This window comes from Pseudomonas sp. NPDC089918, assembly GCF_050280605.1.
Lineage (GTDB): Bacteria > Pseudomonadota > Gammaproteobacteria > Pseudomonadales > Pseudomonadaceae > Aquipseudomonas.
Genome location: NZ_JBNNVP010000064.1, coordinates 1 through 18,295, shown reverse-complemented (window position 1 = coordinate 18,295; position 18,295 = coordinate 1). Strand labels below are relative to the sequence as shown.

Below are 18,295 nucleotides of genomic sequence, written 5' to 3'. Positions count from 1 at the left end.
CTGCATCGTCAGAACGTCGAAGCCGTACGATTCTGCTGATCACGTTGGGCAACCCAATGCTCGATCAGGTCGCGCAGTTGTGACAGCTCGACCGGTTTGGCCATGTGCCCGTCCATGCCCGCCTGGCGCGCGCGCTCTTTGTGCTCGGCGAGGATGTGTGCGGTCAACGCCACCACGGGGGTGCGAATCCGCTGGTTGCCGACTTCCCAGGCACGCAGTTGCTGGGTGGCGGAGAAACCGTCGAGGATCGGCATTTCACAGTCCATCAGCACCAGGTCGTAGCGCTGGGCTTTCATCGCCACCAGGGCTTCTTCGCCATTGCTGGCGGTGTCCGGTTGCAGGTTGAGTTTGCCCAGCATGCCGCGTATGACCTTGGTCGAGATGCTGTTGTCTTCGGCCACCAGAATGCGGAAATCGCTGGGCACCTTGACCGGAAGGGCAGGGCCGGTGGGCAGCTGCTGCGAGACGGAGAGGCCTTTATTGCGCTGGTTCAGCTCGTCCGCCAGCGTGGTCTTGAGGGTATAGCCGGCCACCGGTTTGGCGAGAATTCGCTTGATCCCGCAGTTGCGCGCGATGATTTTGCTCGGGGCGTTGCTGATGCCGGTGAGCATGATCAGCAGAATGTCATGGTTCAGGCTCGGGTCTTCCTTGATCTTGGCCGCGAGCTGCATGCCGGTCATGCCAGGCATGTTCTGATCCAGCAGGACCACGTCGAAGTAATCGCGCAGATGAGCCTTGGTGCGCAGTAGCGCCAAGGCCTCCTTGCCGGACGGCACGGCACTGACATTCAGGCCCCAGGCGCTGCACTGCTGCACCAGTACCTTGCGACAAGTGTCGTTGTCGTCCACGACCAGTACGCGTGCGCCTTGCAGCGGACCGTCCAGGTCCGAGGTCGGATGTTCGAGACGGTCTGGGTCCAGCGGCAGGGTCAGCCACAAAGTGCTGCCCTGGTTGGCGCCGCTCTTGATGCCGAACTCGCCTTGCATCAAACGGATCAGCTGACGGGCGATAACCAGTCCAAGATTGCCCCCCAGGCTGGTGGCCGAGAGGAAGTGTTTGCTGTGCAGTTCGGCATGCATCAACGCATCGCGCTCTTCCGCCTCCATGGGCTGGCCGCTGTCTTGCACAGCGATGCGCAGCCGCGGTTTGGCGCTGCGTTCATCCAGGGCGACAACGATCAGGATCTCGCCTTCATCGGTTTTCTTCAGGGCGTTTTCCAGCAGGCTCAGCAGGGTCTGGCGCAGGCGCGTCGGGTCTCCGCTGATGACGCGTGGTACCTGCGGCTGGATAAAGCTGATCAGCTCGACGTTCTGCTGTTCAGCCTTGGCGCGGAAGATGCTCAGGCAATCTTCGATCAGGGCGTTGAGGTCGAACTGCACGTCGTCCAGTTCGATCTGCCCGGACTCGAGTTTGGAGATGTCGAGAATTTCGTTGATCAGTGTCAGCAGCTCGTTGCCGGCGCTATGGATGGTCTGTACATAGTCGCGTTGCTTGACCGACAGCGGTGTGCCCAGCAGCAATTCGGTCATGCCCAGCACACCATTCATCGGGGTGCGGATTTCGTGGCTGATCTTCGCCAGAAATTCGGCTTTGGCGTTGATTTCGGCGTTGCTGGCGGCCAGGTCGCGACTGACGCTGAAACGGTCTTCGGTGATGCTGCGCTGACGCTCGCCCAAGGCAATACTCATCAACAGGCCACTGATACAGATAAACACCAGCAGAATAATGATCAGGCTTTGTGGCGCGACCAGGGTCAGCCCCTGCAGTGCCGGCAGAATAATCAATGTGCCGAGGTTGAACACCACCATGGCCGCCACGAACAGACGCGCCGGGCGATAACCTTTTTGCCAGTGATGGGCGCTGACGAACAACATGCTCAGACCGGCCAGAGCAACCAGCCCATACGTAATCAGGTTCAGCGGCAGTGTGTTGACGAACAGCAACAGCAGGCCGCAGACCATGATGAACAGAATGTCCCCCAGCAGCAGCTTGTTCAACGGGTGAGGACCGAGCGGGGCGAAGAAACGGTAGGCGAACATCAGGCCGCAAGGCGCGGTCATCAGCAAGGCGAGGTAGGCACCGGGTGTTTGCACGAAGGACCAGTTCGGTAACCATGGCCGGGCCAGGTTCAGCAGCAACACCAGGCTGAGCATCAGCAGCCCTTCGCATGCTGCCAGCCAGAGGCTGCTGCGCGAGCGGGTGTAGATGTAACGGGTCAGGTTGTGCAGGATCAGCATCCCGAGGCAGCCAAAGAGCAAGCCGTATATCAGCGTCTGGTACTGAGTGGCTGCGGTCATGACTGCCGATTGCAGCGTGATGTAAGGCCGGAACTGGTGTTCGGAGACCAGTCGCAGGTAGACATCGAGGGTTTTGTCACTTTGTGGCAGCGGCAACATGAAGTCGCTGCTGGGGAGGGGGGGCTTAGCCTGGAGCTGCGCGGTACCGGTATTCAATTGATCGATCAACTGGTCGCCGTCGAGCACATACAGATTGAGGTGCACCAGGTCCGGTGCGAACACTCGCAGCAACTGTTCATGCTTGCCGGGCGCGAGCTTGAAACGCAGCCATAGCGCGCCATCGGGTGCGGCCGCGGTGAGGTGATCAAGTTCAATGGGGCTGAATTGGTTGGTGTAGCGGCTGGAGCGGATGTCGCTCAGCTGCAGGTCGCCCTGTTCGTCGAGCAATACCGCCCAGCCACTGCCTTGCGCGGCCTGGGCCGGGAGCATGCAGAGCAAGGTCAGCAGAGTGACGGTGAAGCCTATGGCAATCCTGAGCCAGCGCACGGCGAAATCCCTTCGTAGATTAATGCCAAAGTATAACTATGCGCGGCACCGGAATAGTCAGGCAAGGGCCGCAAGCCCTTGCCTGGCCGGATGGATGGCTTATTCCTGATTCTCGCCACGCTCGCGGGCAATGGCGCGGTAGCCAATGTCCTTACGGTAGAAGCAGCCTTCCCAGTCGATTTTAGCCGCCAGTTTGTAAGCCTGCTGCTGGGCTGCATCGACGCTGGTGCCCATGGCGGTTGCGCACAGCACCCGACCACCGGCGGTCACCACCTGACCGTCCTTGAGCGCAGTACCAGCATGGAAGACTTTGCCTTCCAGTGTCGCGGCTGCATCCAGGCCGTTGATGGCAACGCCTTTGGCGTAGTCACCCGGGTAACCGCCAGCGGCCAATACAATACCGACGCTCGGACGTGGATCCCATTGTGCTTCGACCTTGTCCAGCGCTTGCGCCAGGGCCGCTTCGACCAGCAACACCAGGCTCGACTGCAAACGCAGCATCACCGGTTGGGTCTCAGGATCGCCGAAACGGCAGTTGAACTCGATGACTTTTGGGTTACCAGCCTTGTCGATCATCAGGCCGGCATAGAGGAAGCCGGTGTAGACGTTACCTTCCTCGGCCATGCCCCGCACGGTCGGCCAGATCACCAGGTCCATGACCCGCTGATGGACTTCGGCCGTGACGACCGGGGCCGGGGAGTAAGCGCCCATGCCGCCGGTGTTCGGGCCGGTATCGCCGTCGCCGACACGTTTGTGGTCCTGGCTGGTGGCCATCGGCAATACGTTCTTGCCGTCGACCATGACGATGAAGCTGGCTTCTTCGCCGTCCAGGAACTCTTCGATCACCACGCGTGAACCGGCGTCGCCAAATGCGTTGCCGGCGAGCATGTCGCGCACCGCGTCTTCGGCTTCGCCCAGGGTCATGGCCACGATCACGCCTTTACCGGCGGCCAGGCCATCGGCCTTGATCACGATAGGTGCGCCTTTTTCACGCAGATAAGCCAGGGCTGGCTCGATCTCGGTGAAGTTCTGGTAGTCGGCGGTCGGGATCTTGTGGCGCGCCAGGAAGTCCTTGGTGAAGGCTTTCGAACCTTCCAGCTGAGCAGCGCCAGCGGTCGGGCCGAAGCAATCCAGGCCACGGGAGCGGAACAGATCGACAACACCGGCAACCAGCGGCACTTCCGGGCCGACGATGGTCAGGGACACGTTCTTCTCGGCAAAGTCTGCCAGCTGCTCAAGGGCCAGCACGTCGATGGCGACGTTCTCGCACTTGGCTTCAATGGCGGTGCCGGCGTTGCCCGGGGCAACGAAAACTTTCTGCACGCGCGGATCCTGAGCCACTTTCCAGGCCAGGGCGTGTTCACGGCCACCGCTGCCAATGATCAAAACATTCATTTCAAAAACCTCGGATGACGCTAATTCTGTGGGGGCCGATCGTTCCCACGCTCCGCGTGGGAATGCCTCAACGGACGCTCCGCGTCCGAGGGACGCGGAGCGTCCCGGGCTGCGTGCCCACGCAGAGCGTGGGTACGATCAAGCAAACAAATCAGTGACGGAAGTGGCGCATGCCGGTGAATACCATGGCGATGCCGGCTTCATCAGCAGCAGCAATCACTTCGTTGTCACGCATCGAGCCACCTGGCTGGATCACCGCGGTGATGCCGACCTTGGCCGCGTTGTCGATGCCGTCACGGAACGGGAAGAATGCATCCGATGCCATGACCGCGCCCTGCACTTGCAGGCCGGCATGTTCTGCCTTGATCGCGGCGATACGCGCGGAGTTCACGCGGCTCATCTGGCCGGCGCCGACACCAATGGTTTGACGGTTCTTGGCGTAGACGATGGCGTTGGATTTAACGTACTTGGCGACTTTCCAGGCGAAGATCAGGTCATTGATTTCCTGTTCGGTCGGCGCGCGCTTGGTCACCACTTTCAGGTCTTCGCTGCCAATCATGCCGATATCGCGGCTCTGCACCAGCAAACCACCGTTGACGCGCTTGTAGTCCCAGGCCGGAACGCGGTCGGTCGACCACTCGCCGCAGGCTAGCAGGCGCACGTTGGCTTTGGCTGCCACGATAGCGCGAGCTTCTGCGCTGACGGACGGGGCGATGATCACTTCGACGAACTGACGCTCGACGATGGCCTTGGCGGTTTCAGCATCCAGCTCGCGGTTGAAGGCGATGATGCCGCCGAACGCCGATTCGGTGTCGGTGGCGTAGGCCAGTTCGTAGGCCTGACGGATGCCGCCTTCAGCGTCCGGGCTCACGGCCACGCCGCACGGGTTGGCATGCTTGACGATCACGCAGGCCGGTTTGACAAAGCTCTTCACACATTCCAGCGCGGCGTCGGTGTCGGCTACGTTGTTGAACGACAGCTCTTTGCCTTGCAGCTGGGTCGCGGTAGCAATGCCCACTTCGGCAGGCTTGGCTTCAACGTAGAACGCCGCACTCTGGTGCGGGTTCTCGCCGTAGCGCATTTCCTGGGCCTTGATGAACTGGCTGTTGAAGGTGCGCGGGAATTCGCTGCGACCGGAGGTCGAGAGGGTTTCAGCCGCCTGGTTCACGGTGCCCATGTAGTTGGCGATCATGCCGTCATAGGCGGCGGTGTGTTCGAAGGCCTTGAGCATCAGGTCGAAACGCTGAGCATAGGTCAGGCCGCCAGCCTTGAGGCTTTCCAGGACGTTGGCGTAATCGCTGGCATTCACCACGATGGCCACGTCTTTGTGGTTCTTGGCTGCCGAGCGGACCATGGTCGGGCCGCCGATGTCGATGTTTTCGATGGCGGTCGGCAGGTCGCAGCCTGGCTTGTTGATGGTGGCTTCGAACGGGTACAGGTTGACCGCAACCAGATCGATCGGCTTGATGCCGTGCTCGTTCATGATGGCGTCGTCGATACCGCGACGACCGAGGATCCCGCCGTGGATTTTCGGGTGCAGGGTTTTCACCCGACCGTCCATCATTTCTGCGAAACCGGTGTAGTCCGCGACTTCCACTGCGGCAACACCGTTGTCGCGCAGCAGCTTGAACGTTCCGCCGGTGGAGAGGATCTCGACGCCCAGGGCTTCAAGCTCCTTGGCGAATTCAAGGATCCCGGTCTTGTCGGAAACGCTGATCAAGGCGCGGCGGATCGGCAGGCGGGTAGTCTGGTCGGTCATTTCAATTTCCATCAAAAGCAAGGGAAGTCAGCAAAAAAGGCGACCGGTTTTACGCGGGCGCCTTTCTGGTTTGATTGAATGCTTACAGCAAATCGTACTGCTTGAGTTTCTTGCGCAGGGTGCCCCGGTTCAGCCCGAGCAGCTCACTGGCCTTGGTCTGGTTGCCCTTGACGTAGTTCATCACGCATTCGAGCAGGGGAGCCTCGACTTCGGAGAGCACCAGGTTGTACACATCCGTGACGGCAGCGCCCTCAAGGTGGGCGAAATAATTGTGCAGCGCCTTCTCGACACTCCCGCGAAGGGTCTGACCTTCTTCGCTCGGCGTATTGAGGTGCTGTTTCAAATTCACGTTGTCGCTCACGGGTGTTGTTCCACTCACTAAAGTCTCGGTCATCATCGTCATGCAGCCACCCCTTCTCCGTCCCCTGTCAGGCTCTTGTAGCGTTCGGCGAAGAAGGCCCGAACGTAGGCGCATTGTGCTTCCGTATCTTCCAAACGATTGAAGTGGGCGCGAAACTCCCTGGCGCCCGGCAAGGTTGCGAGATACCAGCCCACATGCTTGCGAGCTATGCGCACGCCCATGACGTCGCCATAGAAGGCATGCAGCGCAGCCAGATGCTCAAGCAGAATACGTTCCACCTCGATCAGTTCCGGTGCCGGGAGTTTTTCGCCGGTACGCAGATAATGGTCGATTTCACGAAAAATCCATGGCTGCCCCTGGGCAGCCCGACCTACCAACAGGCCATCGGCACCGGTCGCGTCGAGCACGTACCGGGCCTTCTCGGGCGAATCGATATCGCCATTGGCGAAGACCGGAATCGACACCGCCTGCTTGATCGCGGCAATGGTGTCGTACTCGGCTTCCCCGGTATACAGATCGGCACGGGTGCGGCCATGCACCGCCAACGCCGTAATGCCTGCCTGTTCGGCAATCTTCGCCACGGTCAGGCCATTCTTGTTCGCCCGGTCCCAGCCGGTGCGGATCTTCAAGGTAACCGGCACATCGACCGCGGCCACTACGGCCTGCAGGATCTCGGTCACCAATGCTTCATCTTTCAACAGGGCGGAACCGGCGGCCTTGTTGCAGACCTTCTTCGCCGGACAGCCCATGTTGATATCAATAATCTGTGCGCCCAGTTCGACGTTGGCCCGGGCTGCATCCGCCAGCATCTGCGCATCTCCGCCGGCGATCTGTACCGAGCGAGGCTCGGGATCACCTTCGTGGATCATGCGCATCCGCGATTTGCGGGTATTCCACAAGCTCATGTCGCTGGTGACCATTTCCGAGACTACAAGGCCCGCGCCCAGTCGCTTGCACAGCTGACGAAAGGGCTGATCGGTGACACCCGCCATGGGGGCGAGAATCAAGCCGTTGTGCAATGTATATGGACCGATGCGTACCGCCGACATAGGACTTCCCTGTTGTGGGGCCGGATCATGAGAGTTCGAAAAAGGGTTGGCATGATACCCGCTCTCGATGACTGGATAAAGGCTGAATTGAACAAAATCTGAACAGTAATTTTGTTATCGCCAGCGGTTTGGTACTAGCAATCAAAGTCAGAAATATGCCGTCAAGCCTGTAACACTTGAGCGTTTCACTCGGGGGAATGGAAGCTCAGGCTGTAGTTCACCGCTTTGGGGCCTGGATCGAGAATGTCCAGCGCGATGTGGATTGGCGTTTGCGGCGGCATTTCCGCCATCCCTTCGAGATCGCCGTTGAGGTACTCGCCGGGCTTGAAGCGACGGCTGGCAATCAGGTGGCCGTTGAGGTCGGCAAAACGCAACTCCAACAGCGGGAAGGGCTGGGAGAAGGGCGCACGATTATAGATGATGGCATCGACCACCAGGGCGCCGTTGAAGTCCGGGTGGCTGCGGACCACCAGGTTGCTGCTTTTGACTTTTGCGATGTCGACCTTGGACGGCACGGTGCAGCCGATGTGCGGGCACAGTTGCTGGAACCACGGACGGTACTGGTCCTGGCGTGCCAGTTCGTCAAAGTGATAGGCGACGTATTGACCGGCGAGGCCGGCGGCGCCGAGCAGGATCAGCAGCAGCCAGAAAAAGCGCCGGCCCCAGGGGGAGCGACGTTTTTGCCAGTCCAGTTGCAACGGATCGTCGGTCAGATCCTCCAATACTTCCGCGCGCAGCGCCGGTTCGCTGCGTTCACGTCGCTTGCGCAGGGGTTCGACCGAGGGCAGGTCATCGTCGACTTCATCGGGAGTCGCCGACAGGTTGCCAAAGGGGATCGGGGCATCAAGCGGGTCGTGCAGGCGCAGCTGTTGGATCTCGGGTTCGTCGTCCAGATCCGCGGGCTCCAGCGACAGCGACGGCTCGGTGCGCGAATGTTTGCCTGGTTCGATCGTGGGTTCTGGCGTGGGCGTGTCGGCGATTTTTGCACGATCGGCGGCCGATTCACTGAAGAGGCTGTCGGACCAGGGCTCCTGGTCGTGCTCGGTGGTATCGCGGCGAGCGCTGAGGCTGTCTTCGCGGGGCCGGGTGAATTCCGTTGTTGGCTGGATTTCCCGTTGTTCGAGCCGGGCGAGCTCTTCGTCCAGATCCAGGCTGTCCAGATCCATTTCTGCAGCCGTCCATTGCTTTTGGCTGATGGCTCGCTGCACGGACGGTTCGACGGGCGCCGTTGCAACCGGTTTGACCGTTTCCTTGCCGGCGCGCTGCTCGAGTAACTGCTTGGCGGCGTTGAACACCTGCAAACACGAGCCGCAACGAACCACTCCACGGGCCACGCTCAACTGAGTATGGCTGACGCGGAAGCTGGTTTGGCAATGCGGGCACTGGGTGACGAAGCTGTCGGTCATGCGGTAATCCGGTTTATGCAGGCGCTCATTCTAGCGCCGACGGCCAGTAATGCGTACCCAGCCGTCGCGATTGGCAATCGGGTCCAGATCGAAGTCCTGTGCGTAGGCAGCGGCGACTTCTTCACCTTGTTCGGCGAGAATGCCTGAAAGCGCCAAACGACCACCCTGCTTGACCAGGCTGGACAGCTGCGGCGCCAGCGAAACCAGCGGGCCGGCAAGAATGTTGGCCACCAGCACGTCGGCCTGAACCTGCGGCAGGTCTTGCGGCAAATACAGCGGGAAGAGTTCGTCAGCAATGTTGTTGCGCCCGGCGTTGTCGCGGGAAGCCTCCAGCGCCTGCACGTCGATGTCGGTGCCGACGGCTTCCTTGGCGCCCAGCAACAGGGCGGCAATCGCCAGAATCCCCGAACCGCAACCGAAGTCGAGCACGTTGCAACCTTTCAGGTCCTGACCGTCGAGCCATTCCAGGCACAGTGCGGTGGTCGGATGAGTGCCGGTGCCGAACGCCAGGCCCGGGTCCAGCAGCAAGTTCACTGCGTCCGGCTCAGGCGCGGCGTGCCAGCTCGGGACGATCCACAGGCGCTGACCGAAGCGCATTGGCTGGAAACCGTCCATCCAGCTGCGTTCCCAGTCCTGGTCTTCGATCACTTCGCTGTGATGCTCGGGCAGCGGGCTGCCAGTCAGCAATTCGAGGTGGGCCAGTACGCTGGCGGCTTCGGTGCCGCCTTCGAACAAGGCCAACAAGTGAGTGTGCGACCACAGCGGGGTGGTATTGAGTTCCGGCTCGAAAATCGGCTGATCTTCGGCGTCCATGAAGGTCACCGACACGGCGCCCACTTCAAGGAAAGCGTCTTCGTAGGTTTCGGCTTGTTCTGGGCTGATGGCGAGACGGACTTGCAGCCAAGGCATGGCGGGCACCTTTGAAAAATATAGATTGCAGCCTAGCGGGCTGCGAGAAGCGCGCAAGTTTACGCGAGCGCGAGGCAGAAGACGACCGGGTAGGCTGAGTTCTGAATTGAACGAACAACCTGTGGCGAGGGGGCTTGCCCCCGTTGGGCTGCGAAGCAGTCCCTATGAAAGCGCCGCAGAGCTTCCTGATGAAACTCATGTTGCAGTCTGCGGCTGCTGCGCAGCCGAACGGGGGCAAGCCCCCTCGCCACAGGGTTTTGTATGCACCAGGAAATCAGAAACAACAAAGCCGCTCGAAAGCGGCTTTGTTGGTATGGATCACAGCTTAATGCTTTTCGCCAGCCAGCTTGTGTTCCAGGTAGTGGATGTTGACTCCGCCTTCGCAGAAGCCAGCATCGCGGACCAGGTCGCGGTGCAGCGGGATGTTGGTCTTGATCCCGTCGACAACGATTTCGTCCAGCGCATTGCGCATGCGCGCCATGGCTTCGTCACGGGTGGCGCCGTAGGTGATCAGCTTGCCGATCAACGAATCGTAGTTCGGCGGAACGGCATAGCCACTGTACAGGTGCGAATCGACGCGAACGCCGTTGCCGCCTGGGGCGTGGAAATGCTTGACCGTGCCTGGGCTAGGCATGAAGGTTTTCGGGTCTTCAGCGTTGATCCGGCATTCCAGCGCGTGACCGCGGATAACGACGTCATCCTGGGTGTACGACAGCTTGTTGCCAGCGGCGATGCTGAGCATCTCCTTGACGATGTCGATGCCGGTGACCATTTCCGATACCGGGTGCTCTACCTGGACACGAGTGTTCATCTCGATGAAGTAGAAGTGGCCGTTCTCGTACAGGAACTCGAAAGTGCCGGCGCCACGGTAGCCGATGTCGATGCAAGCCTTGACGCAGCGAGCGAGGACTTCAGCGCGTGCTTTCTCGTCGATGCCCGGTGCCGGCGCTTCTTCGAGAACCTTCTGGTGGCGACGTTGCAGCGAGCAATCGCGGTCACCCAGATGGATAGCGTGGCCCTGGCCGTCGGAAAGTACCTGAACTTCCACGTGACGTGGGTTGGTCAGGAATTTTTCCAGATAGACCATCGGGTTACCGAACGCTGCGCCCGCTTCGGAGCGGGTCAGTTTCGCCGAGGAGATCAGGTCTTCCTCTTTGTGCACCACGCGCATGCCACGACCACCGCCGCCGCCAGCGGCTTTGATGATCACTGGATAACCAACTTCACGACCAATGCCCAGAGCGGTTTCTTCGTCTTCCGGCAACGGGCCGTCGGAACCCGGAACGGTCGGCACGCCGGCTGCAATCATGGCGTGCTTGGCCGATACCTTGTCGCCCATCAGGCGAATGGTTTCGGCTTTCGGGCCAATGAACGCGAAGCCGGAGTTCTCGACCTGTTCGGCAAAGTCGGCGTTTTCCGCAAGGAAGCCGTAGCCTGGGTGGATGGCGGTAGCGCCAGTCACTTCAGCGGCGGCGATGATGGCCGGAATGTGCAGGTAAGAGTGCGCGGCCGAGGCCGGGCCGATGCAGACGGATTCGTCTGCCAGGCCCAGGTGCATCAGCTCTTTGTCGGCCTTGGAGTAAACGGCGACAGTCTTGATGCCCATCTCTTTGCAGGCACGCAGAATCCGCAGGGCGATCTCACCGCGGTTGGCGATCAGAACTTTTTCCAACTTCGCAGTCATCAAAGTTTCTCCGCGGTTCAAACGATGGTGAACAGCGGTTGGTCGTACTCAACCGGCTGGCCGTCTTCGACGAGGATGGATTCGATCACACCGCTGGCTTCAGCTTCGATGTGGTTCATCATCTTCATGGCTTCGACGATGCACAGGGTGTCGCCTTTCTTCACGGTCTGGCCGACTTCAACGAAGGACGGCGAGGACGGCGAGGATTTGCGATAGAAAGTACCGACCATCGGCGAACGGGCAACGTTGCCGTTCAGCGCAGGCGCAGCCGGGGCTGCAGGAGCAGCGGCGGCAACCGGAGCAGCAGCGACAGGCGCAGGCGCCGGTGCCGGAGCATGCATAGGAGCGGGAGCGTAGTACTGCTGAGCCGGCGTCTTGCTGTGACGGCTGATGCGTACGGACTCTTCGCCTTCCTTGATCTCGAGCTCGTCGATACCGGACTCTTCCAGCAATTCGATCAGTTTCTTAACTTTACGGATATCCATGAATCATCAACTCCCAAGGGTCGGTCAGGGGGCGTTTAACGCTTGTTGTTCAAGCTGTTGCCTGTCTTTCAAGCTGCTCTAGGGCGGCCTCCAGGGCCAGTCGATAACCGCTGGCGCCAAGGCCGCAGATCACTCCCACCGCAACGTCGGAGAAGTAAGAGTGATGGCGGAAAGGTTCGCGTTTGTGCACGTTAGACAAATGCACTTCGATGAATGGGATGCTCACTGCCAGCAGCGCGTCACGTAATGCGACACTTGTATGCGTAAAAGCTGCTGGATTGATCAGAATGAAGTCCACACCTTCGCCGCGAGCGGCGTGGATGCGATCGATCAATTCGTACTCGGCGTTGCTTTGCAGATAGAGCAAATGGTGGCCGGCATTGCGCGCCCGCTGTTCCAGATCCTGGTTGATTTGCGCCAGGGTGGTGGCACCGTAGACGCCCGGTTCCCGGGTGCCGAGCAGGTTCAGGTTGGGGCCGTGTAAAACCAATAAGGTCGCCATCTGCTGCTCCTTTGTCATCTGTGTGCAATTGTCAGAACCCGGCGACTATGCCGCAAAGCCTTTGTGACTGTCCAGTTCTATGCAATAGCCAGCACGATGGCCGATGTTTACGCGAAATATATGACCGGGTAATTAAATCCGGTCATTTGCTTTGGCAACACGTTCGGCGAAGTTTTTCGCGCTGATCTCGCCAATCACCCGCACATCGACACGTTCGACGCCATCCTTGCCGAAAAACATCAGCGCCGGAGGACCGAATAGCTTGTAGCGGTCGAGCAGGGCGCGTTGTTCGGCGTTGCTGGCGGTGATGTCGAAACGGATCAATCGATAACCTTTGAGGCGTTCGACGACATTGGCATCGGTGAGCACTTCGTGTTCGATGACTTTGCAACTGATGCACCAGTCGGCGTACCAATCGAGCAGCAGCGGTGTACCGGAGGATTTGGCTTCGGCGAGGACGCGGTCCAGTTCGGCTGGTGTGGTAATGGTTTGCCAGTTGCCGGCGATTGGCGGTTGACCGTTGCTGGTGACATTGCGTGGTTGGCCAATGGGGTTGAACGGATCGGTCTGGCCACTGAAGGCGCCGTACCAACAGGCCAGGGCATAAAACAGCAGGAACATCCCGAGCAATTGCCCCAGGCGTTTTCTTGGCGGTTTATAGACGAATTCCAGTGCGCCCATAAACAATCCGACGCCACCGGCGAGCAAGCCGATCAACAGCAAGGTGATCTGGCCCGGCAATACCCGGCTGAGCAAAGCAATCGCCAGCCCGAGCAGCAGCACCCCAATCGCGTTTTTCACGTAGATCAGCCAAGGTCCGCTTTTCGGTAGCCAGGCTGCGCCGCCGGTTGCCACCAGCAACAGCGGCGCGCCCATGCCCAGACCGAGCATGAACAGTTTCAATCCGCCACCCAGAGCATCGCCGCTGGCGCTGATGTACAGCAGCGCGCCGGCCAGTGGTGCCGATACACACGGCGAAACCAGCAGGCTCGACACCACGCCCAGCACGGCCGCGCCCCACAATGAGCCGCCTTCGGTACGCCCGGCGATCCGGTCCAGGCGACTGCTGATGGCATGGGGGAGTTTCAGTTCGAATACGCCAAACATGGCCAGGGCAAATACCGCGAAAAACATCGCGAACGGCACCAGCACCCAAGCCGACTGCAAGCGCGCCTGAAGATTGAGCTGTGCGCCGAACATTCCCATCAACGCACCGAGCAGGGCGAAACAAGCGGCCATCGGCAGCACGTAAGCCAGCGACAGGTTGAAGCCACGTAACCCGCCAACCTGTCCGCGCAGGACCACCCCGGAGAGGATCGGCAGCATCGGCAGCACGCAGGGGGTGAAGGTCAGGCCAACACCTGCAAGAAAAAACAGCGCCAGTTCGCGCCAGCTCCAGGATGTGGTCGCGACGCCGCTGCCATCAATATTCAGGCGTTCGGTCTCAGGCGGATAACACAGGCCTTTGTCGGCGCAGCCCTGGTAGGTCACGACCAGCGTAAAGGCGCGTGAGTCGGTGCGTGGCAGTTCTACATCGAGAATGCCGTGGTAAACCTCGACATCGCCGAAGAACTCATCGTGCTTTTGTTCGCCCTTGGGCAATTGCGCCGCGCCGAGGCCAATGTCGGCCGGGGCGGCGTGAAACTGGAAGCGATGGCGGTAGAGGTAATAACCCTCGGTGGCGACGAAGCGTAGCTTGATTGATTGCGGCGTACTTTCTACCAAACTCAACTGAAAGGCTTCGCGCACCGGCAGGAAGTCGGCGCTGTTGTTGATCGAACCCAGGGTGGAGCTGGGCCGACTGTCCAGCAACCCGGCGGCGGAGGCCGGCAGGGCGAGCACTAAAAACAGCAGGCAAAGCAAACGGCGCATGACAATCTCGCGTATCGGAATTGGGGGCATGATAGCGGACGTCGGAAGGGTATGCAGGAGGCATGATCGTTCCCACGCTCTGCGTGGGAATGCAGCTGGGGACGCTTTGCGTTCCAACAGCGGACGCAGAGCGTCCATTGCGGCGTTCCCACGCAGAGCGTGGGAACGATCGTTGGGAAGAGAAACTGTCAGACGCGGAAGGCCTGAACGGCTGTATGCAACCGCCCGCCCAGCACTAACAAATTCTCCCCTTGCTCACGCCCCTCGCCGATGCGCAGCAAGTTATCCCCACCCAATTGGTGAATCCGCTCACTGTGATCGCGGATTTCGCTGACAGCGCCGCTCTGCTGGGCGGTGACATCGGCGATGCGCACGGCGGTGTCGGCAATGGTCTGGATCGCCCCGACGATTTTATCCAGCGCACCGTCGGCTGCCTGGGCCTGATTGGCCGTGGCTTCGGCGTGTTCGACCTGGGCACGCATGCCTTCGACCGATTGTCGCGCGGCGGTTTGCAGGCCGGCGATCAGGGTCTGGATCTCGGCCGTCGCCCCGGCGGTACGTTGCGCCAGTGAGCGAACTTCTTCGGCGACTACTGCAAACCCTCGGCCCATTTCTCCGGCGCGGGCCGCTTCGATGGCGGCGTTCAGGGCCAGCAGGTTGGTCTGGTCGGCAATCGAGCGGATCACCGTCAGCACACCGCCGATGGTCGCCGACTCCTCGGCCAGATGCTCGATCATCTGCGCGTTGCCTTGCACTTCACCCACCAGCGCATGCAGCCCGGTGAGGCTCAGGCCGATCACTTTCTGCCCGTGCTCCACCGCCAGTCCGGCATGACGACTGGCATCGGCAGCCTGGCTGGCATCACCGGCGACTTGTTGAATCGTCGCCTCGAGTTCACCGAGAGAATCGCGGATCAGCGCGGTGTCGCCAGCCTGATGCTCGGCGCCACTGTGCAGGTCATTGCTCAATTCGGCCAACGTTCGGCTGCTGCCGGCGACTTGCTCGGCGTTGAGGCGAATGGTGCCGACCAGGTCGACCAGATAGGCGCGCAAGCGATTGAGTGAGGCTTGAATGTCATGCAGTTCGCGGTTGGTCGCGCCCAGTTGAATGTCGCGGCTGAAGTCACCTTCGGCCCAGGTCGACAGCGCCGGGGCGAGGTTGGTCAAGGTTCGGGCCAGGCGTCGCTGCAAGGTATCGATGAGCAATGCGATCAGCAGGATCAGCCCGATCATCACCCCTTGCATCAGCCGTACTTCGCTCTGGATCTGCCCGTGTTGGGCTCGCACCACGGGTTCCAACCCGGCGATGGACTGCTGCACGGCGGCGATTTTCAAGTGCGTCGCGGTGCTGAGGTCGGCGCGTTTCTGGATCTGTTCGCGAGTGCGCGCCAGTTCCGAGGGGTAGCGGGTGAGCAGGCTGTTGAGTTCGCGTTTGAGGCCGACGCCGGCATCTTCGGCGACGGTTTTCTCGGTGTTCTCCAAACCCATCATCGCGGCGAAATCATCGGTGTTCGATTCGGTGCTGGCGGTCACGCCAAGTAGCGGTAAAGCGTCCAGTTGCTCGGCTTGAGTGCGGATGTTGGCAACTTCGCGTTCGACATCGGCGGCCAGTTCACTGCGACCACTGCTGACCAGTTTGTCCCGAGCCAGGGACAGTTTGCCCAGGTGCTGGGAGGCGACCAGCAAAGGCGTCAGGTACGCCGCATTACCGCTGGCGTATTGGCTGAGCTGATCCAGGCAGGCGCCGAGTTCGCGTTCGGCTTGCAGCAGCAGTGCTTGCGGGTCGCCCGCGAGTTTGCCGGCGGCCAGCAGGTCGGTTTTGCTGAACTCAGCCAAATTCGACAGGCTGGGACGCAAGGTGTCGGCCAATGCCGGTGGCAACTCACCGAGTTCCTTTTGCAAGGCGTCGATGGCCTGGCTGGCGCTGCTCAGGCGTAGGGCATCGCCGCTGGCCAGGTAATCCTCGACATTGCGCGCCACTTCATTTTGAAACTGCTGAGACAGGCCCAGATAACGCTCCATCAATAGATAGGGACGTTCCAGGGCTTTTTGCGACCACCAGAGCGTGGCGCCAAGGGCCACGCACACGGCGACCAGAAGGAGGGTATTGAGATTGGTCAACAGCTTCAGGCGCATCATGGTCTACCAACGGCAGAATGGTAAGTGCCTGAAGTTATTGCGTTTCTGTTACAGAGTTATGACCGAATGGGTCGATTCCGATGAAAAAGTGGCACTTTGCTTTGATTCTCGCGCGGCTTGTACGCGATTACGTCCGGCGTTCTTCGCGCGGTACAGCGCCTCGTCGGCCTGGCTGGCCATCATCAGGCTGTCAGAGTCTTCGCGCAATTCGACGACACCGGCACTGAACGTGCACCAGAGGTCCTGCGGCTGAGCGGGGTAGTGAATTTCGGCAAAGCGCTGACGGATTTCATCGAGGACCTTGCAGGCCGATTCGATATCAGTGTCCGGCATGACGATGGCGAACTCTTCACCGCCGTAACGGCCGATGAAATCGGTCTTGCGCAACCGCTGCTTGAGAAACAGCGCCAGACTCTTGATCACCCGGTCGCCCATGGGATGGCCGTGGCTGTCGTTGACCCGTTTGAAGTGGTCGATGTCGAGCATCGCAAAGCTCAGCGGCTTGCTTTCGCGACGGGCGCGGAATGAACAGTCTTCGAGCAATTGCAGAATATGGGTGTGGTTGTACAAACCGGTCAGGCTGTCGCGCACCATCCGTGCCTTCAGATTGCGCGCCCGCGCCGCGCGGTTGCGCACGGTGGTGATCAGGTGTCGTGGCTTGATCGGTTTGGTCAGGAAGTCGTCGCCGCCCTCGCTCATGGCGTCGAGCTGTTTGTCCAGATCGTCTTCGGCTGACAGATAAATGATCGGCACGCTGACATAGCGGTCGTTATGCCGGATCACCTTGGCCAGTTCAGTACCGGTGCAGGCCGGCATGTACATGTCGAGGATGATCAGGTCCGGCTGGAAATCCGCCAGTTCGGCCATGGCCTGGATCGGTTCGATCAGAGTCCGCGTGACGATCCCGGCGCTATTGAGCAGGCGTTCGGTGTGCAAGGCCTGGGCGCGGGAGTCGTCGATGATCAGTACTTTATAAGGTTCGTACTGGGCGACGCAGGTCAGGACTTCGATCTTTTCCAGCAGGCTCGAGGCTTCGAGGGTGCCGGTGAGAAACTCCTGGCCGCCGGCACGCACGGCGGCGAGGCGGGTCGGGGTATCGGTTTCGTGCAGGCTGAAAAACAACAGCGGCAAGGGCTGATCGAGACCTTCCTGGGCTTCGGCCGCCAGTTTCAGGCCAATGCCGGCGCCGCTGAAGTCGACGTCCATGACAATCGCCGCCGGCAACCGCTCGACCATCGAGGAGCGGAACGCGGCGACACTGTCGAGGGATTGAGCGCTGAGCCCGAAGAATTCTAGTTGTTTGGCCAGCCGTTCGGCCCGGTCGTGATCTTGCAGCATCACGTAGATCGGCTTGCGCAGCGGCGGCAGAAAGGTTTGTTCGAGCTGATCGCCATGACGCAGGCCGGTGCGGGACAGGCGCTGCATCAGACGATTGAGGTCAGTGATCAGTCCGCTGCTCAGGCGTCCGCGGTTGGCGTCCACCGCTTCCAGCGACTGGCCGATGTGGCGTGCCAGCTGGGTATGTTCCGGTTGTTCGAAACGTTCGGCAAAACGCAGCAGGCGCAGATTGGCTTCGCTCAACTCCGACAAGTCGGTGGTGGACCATTCGTTGCGCTGCAGGCGTTGCCATATCTCAAGAATCTGACGTGCCTGATGAATTACCCGCTGGGCAAAGTGGTGCTTGAGGCGCTCACGGCTGGGGTCTTCTGGCTCGGTCATATCCTGACTACTAGTTAGGGTGCATGCTGAGATCGACTGGTGGCTCTATGCTAGCACCTCTTTTCGATTGCATGAGTGTCGTACGTCAATAATCTGCAAAGCGACTTCATTCAGTTTCTGACCGACTGGTCGCATAGGCTCAGCGCTGTGCTTCATTTATAGTGGCAGCTCGATTGCAGTCATTGTGTGGCTCGCTGTGACGCGCAGGATTTAATGCGCGGCAAATGACGCAC

General features: G+C 60.3%; 13 protein-coding genes. All 13 read right to left on the bottom strand.

The genetic code is table 11. The annotated features are described in order from the left end of the window. Positions 1 to 8: 8 nt before the first annotated feature. Positions 9 to 2,783, bottom strand: coding sequence for a response regulator (locus ACQKPC_RS28385; RefSeq protein WP_427627934.1), 2,775 nt, complete (start codon positions 2,781 to 2,783; stop codon positions 9 to 11). A gap of 99 nt (positions 2,784 to 2,882) precedes the next feature. Continuing rightward, entirely contained in the window at positions 2,883 to 4,178 is a 1,296-nt protein-coding gene (purD, locus tag ACQKPC_RS28380) for a phosphoribosylamine--glycine ligase (protein WP_123500880.1), read from the bottom strand. Between the two features lie 151 nt (positions 4,179 to 4,329). Then, positions 4,330 to 5,937: a bifunctional phosphoribosylaminoimidazolecarboxamide formyltransferase/IMP cyclohydrolase gene (gene purH, locus ACQKPC_RS28375; RefSeq protein WP_427627931.1), complete on the bottom strand. Its 1,608-nt coding sequence runs from the start codon at positions 5,935 to 5,937 to the stop codon at positions 4,330 to 4,332. An 82-nt stretch (positions 5,938 to 6,019) separates the two neighbouring features. After that, positions 6,020 to 6,340 carry a DNA-binding transcriptional regulator Fis gene (gene fis / locus ACQKPC_RS28370; protein WP_007907419.1) on the bottom strand — a complete coding sequence of 107 codons (321 nt, stop codon included), beginning with the start codon at positions 6,338 to 6,340 and terminating at the stop codon, positions 6,020 to 6,022. Continuing rightward, positions 6,337 to 7,347 (bottom strand): tRNA dihydrouridine synthase DusB, encoded by a 1,011-nt coding sequence (gene dusB, locus ACQKPC_RS28365; protein WP_007907421.1) that lies wholly within the window; start codon positions 7,345 to 7,347, stop codon positions 6,337 to 6,339. Before dusB ends, fis begins: the two co-directional genes overlap by 4 nt. Before the next feature lie 185 nt (positions 7,348 to 7,532). Beyond that, positions 7,533 to 8,753, bottom strand: a complete 1,221-nt coding sequence (locus ACQKPC_RS28360; RefSeq protein ID WP_427627928.1) for a DUF3426 domain-containing protein — start codon at positions 8,751 to 8,753, stop codon at positions 7,533 to 7,535. 30 nt (positions 8,754 to 8,783) lie between these two features. Beyond that, a complete protein-coding gene (gene prmA / locus ACQKPC_RS28355; protein ID WP_427627926.1) occupies positions 8,784 to 9,662 on the bottom strand; it encodes a 50S ribosomal protein L11 methyltransferase in 879 nt (292 codons plus the stop codon). Positions 9,663 to 9,987: 325 nt separating this feature from the next. Continuing rightward, positions 9,988 to 11,346 (bottom strand): acetyl-CoA carboxylase biotin carboxylase subunit, encoded by a 1,359-nt coding sequence (accC, locus tag ACQKPC_RS28350; protein WP_008069032.1) that lies wholly within the window; start codon positions 11,344 to 11,346, stop codon positions 9,988 to 9,990. 17 nt (positions 11,347 to 11,363) lie between these two features. Then, the gene (gene accB, locus ACQKPC_RS28345; protein WP_008069033.1) at positions 11,364 to 11,831 is read right to left on the bottom strand and encodes an acetyl-CoA carboxylase biotin carboxyl carrier protein; all 468 of its coding nucleotides are present in this window, start codon (positions 11,829 to 11,831) and stop codon (positions 11,364 to 11,366) included. 49 nt (positions 11,832 to 11,880) lie between these two features. After that, positions 11,881 to 12,333: a type II 3-dehydroquinate dehydratase gene (gene aroQ, locus ACQKPC_RS28340; protein WP_007937215.1), complete on the bottom strand. Its 453-nt coding sequence runs from the start codon at positions 12,331 to 12,333 to the stop codon at positions 11,881 to 11,883. Between the two features lie 132 nt (positions 12,334 to 12,465). Continuing rightward, entirely contained in the window at positions 12,466 to 14,205 is a 1,740-nt protein-coding gene (locus ACQKPC_RS28335) for a protein-disulfide reductase DsbD (RefSeq protein WP_427627923.1), read from the bottom strand. Positions 14,206 to 14,393: 188 nt separating this feature from the next. Further along, positions 14,394 to 15,437 carry a methyl-accepting chemotaxis protein gene (locus tag ACQKPC_RS28330; protein ID WP_427627943.1) on the bottom strand — a complete coding sequence of 348 codons (1,044 nt, stop codon included), beginning with the start codon at positions 15,435 to 15,437 and terminating at the stop codon, positions 14,394 to 14,396. Positions 15,438 to 16,391: 954 nt separating this feature from the next. Then, complete coding sequence (gene gcbA / locus ACQKPC_RS28325; protein ID WP_427627921.1) at positions 16,392 to 18,062, bottom strand: diguanylate cyclase GcbA; 1,671 nt, start codon at positions 18,060 to 18,062, stop codon at positions 16,392 to 16,394. Between the last annotated feature and the right edge of the window lie 233 nt (positions 18,063 to 18,295).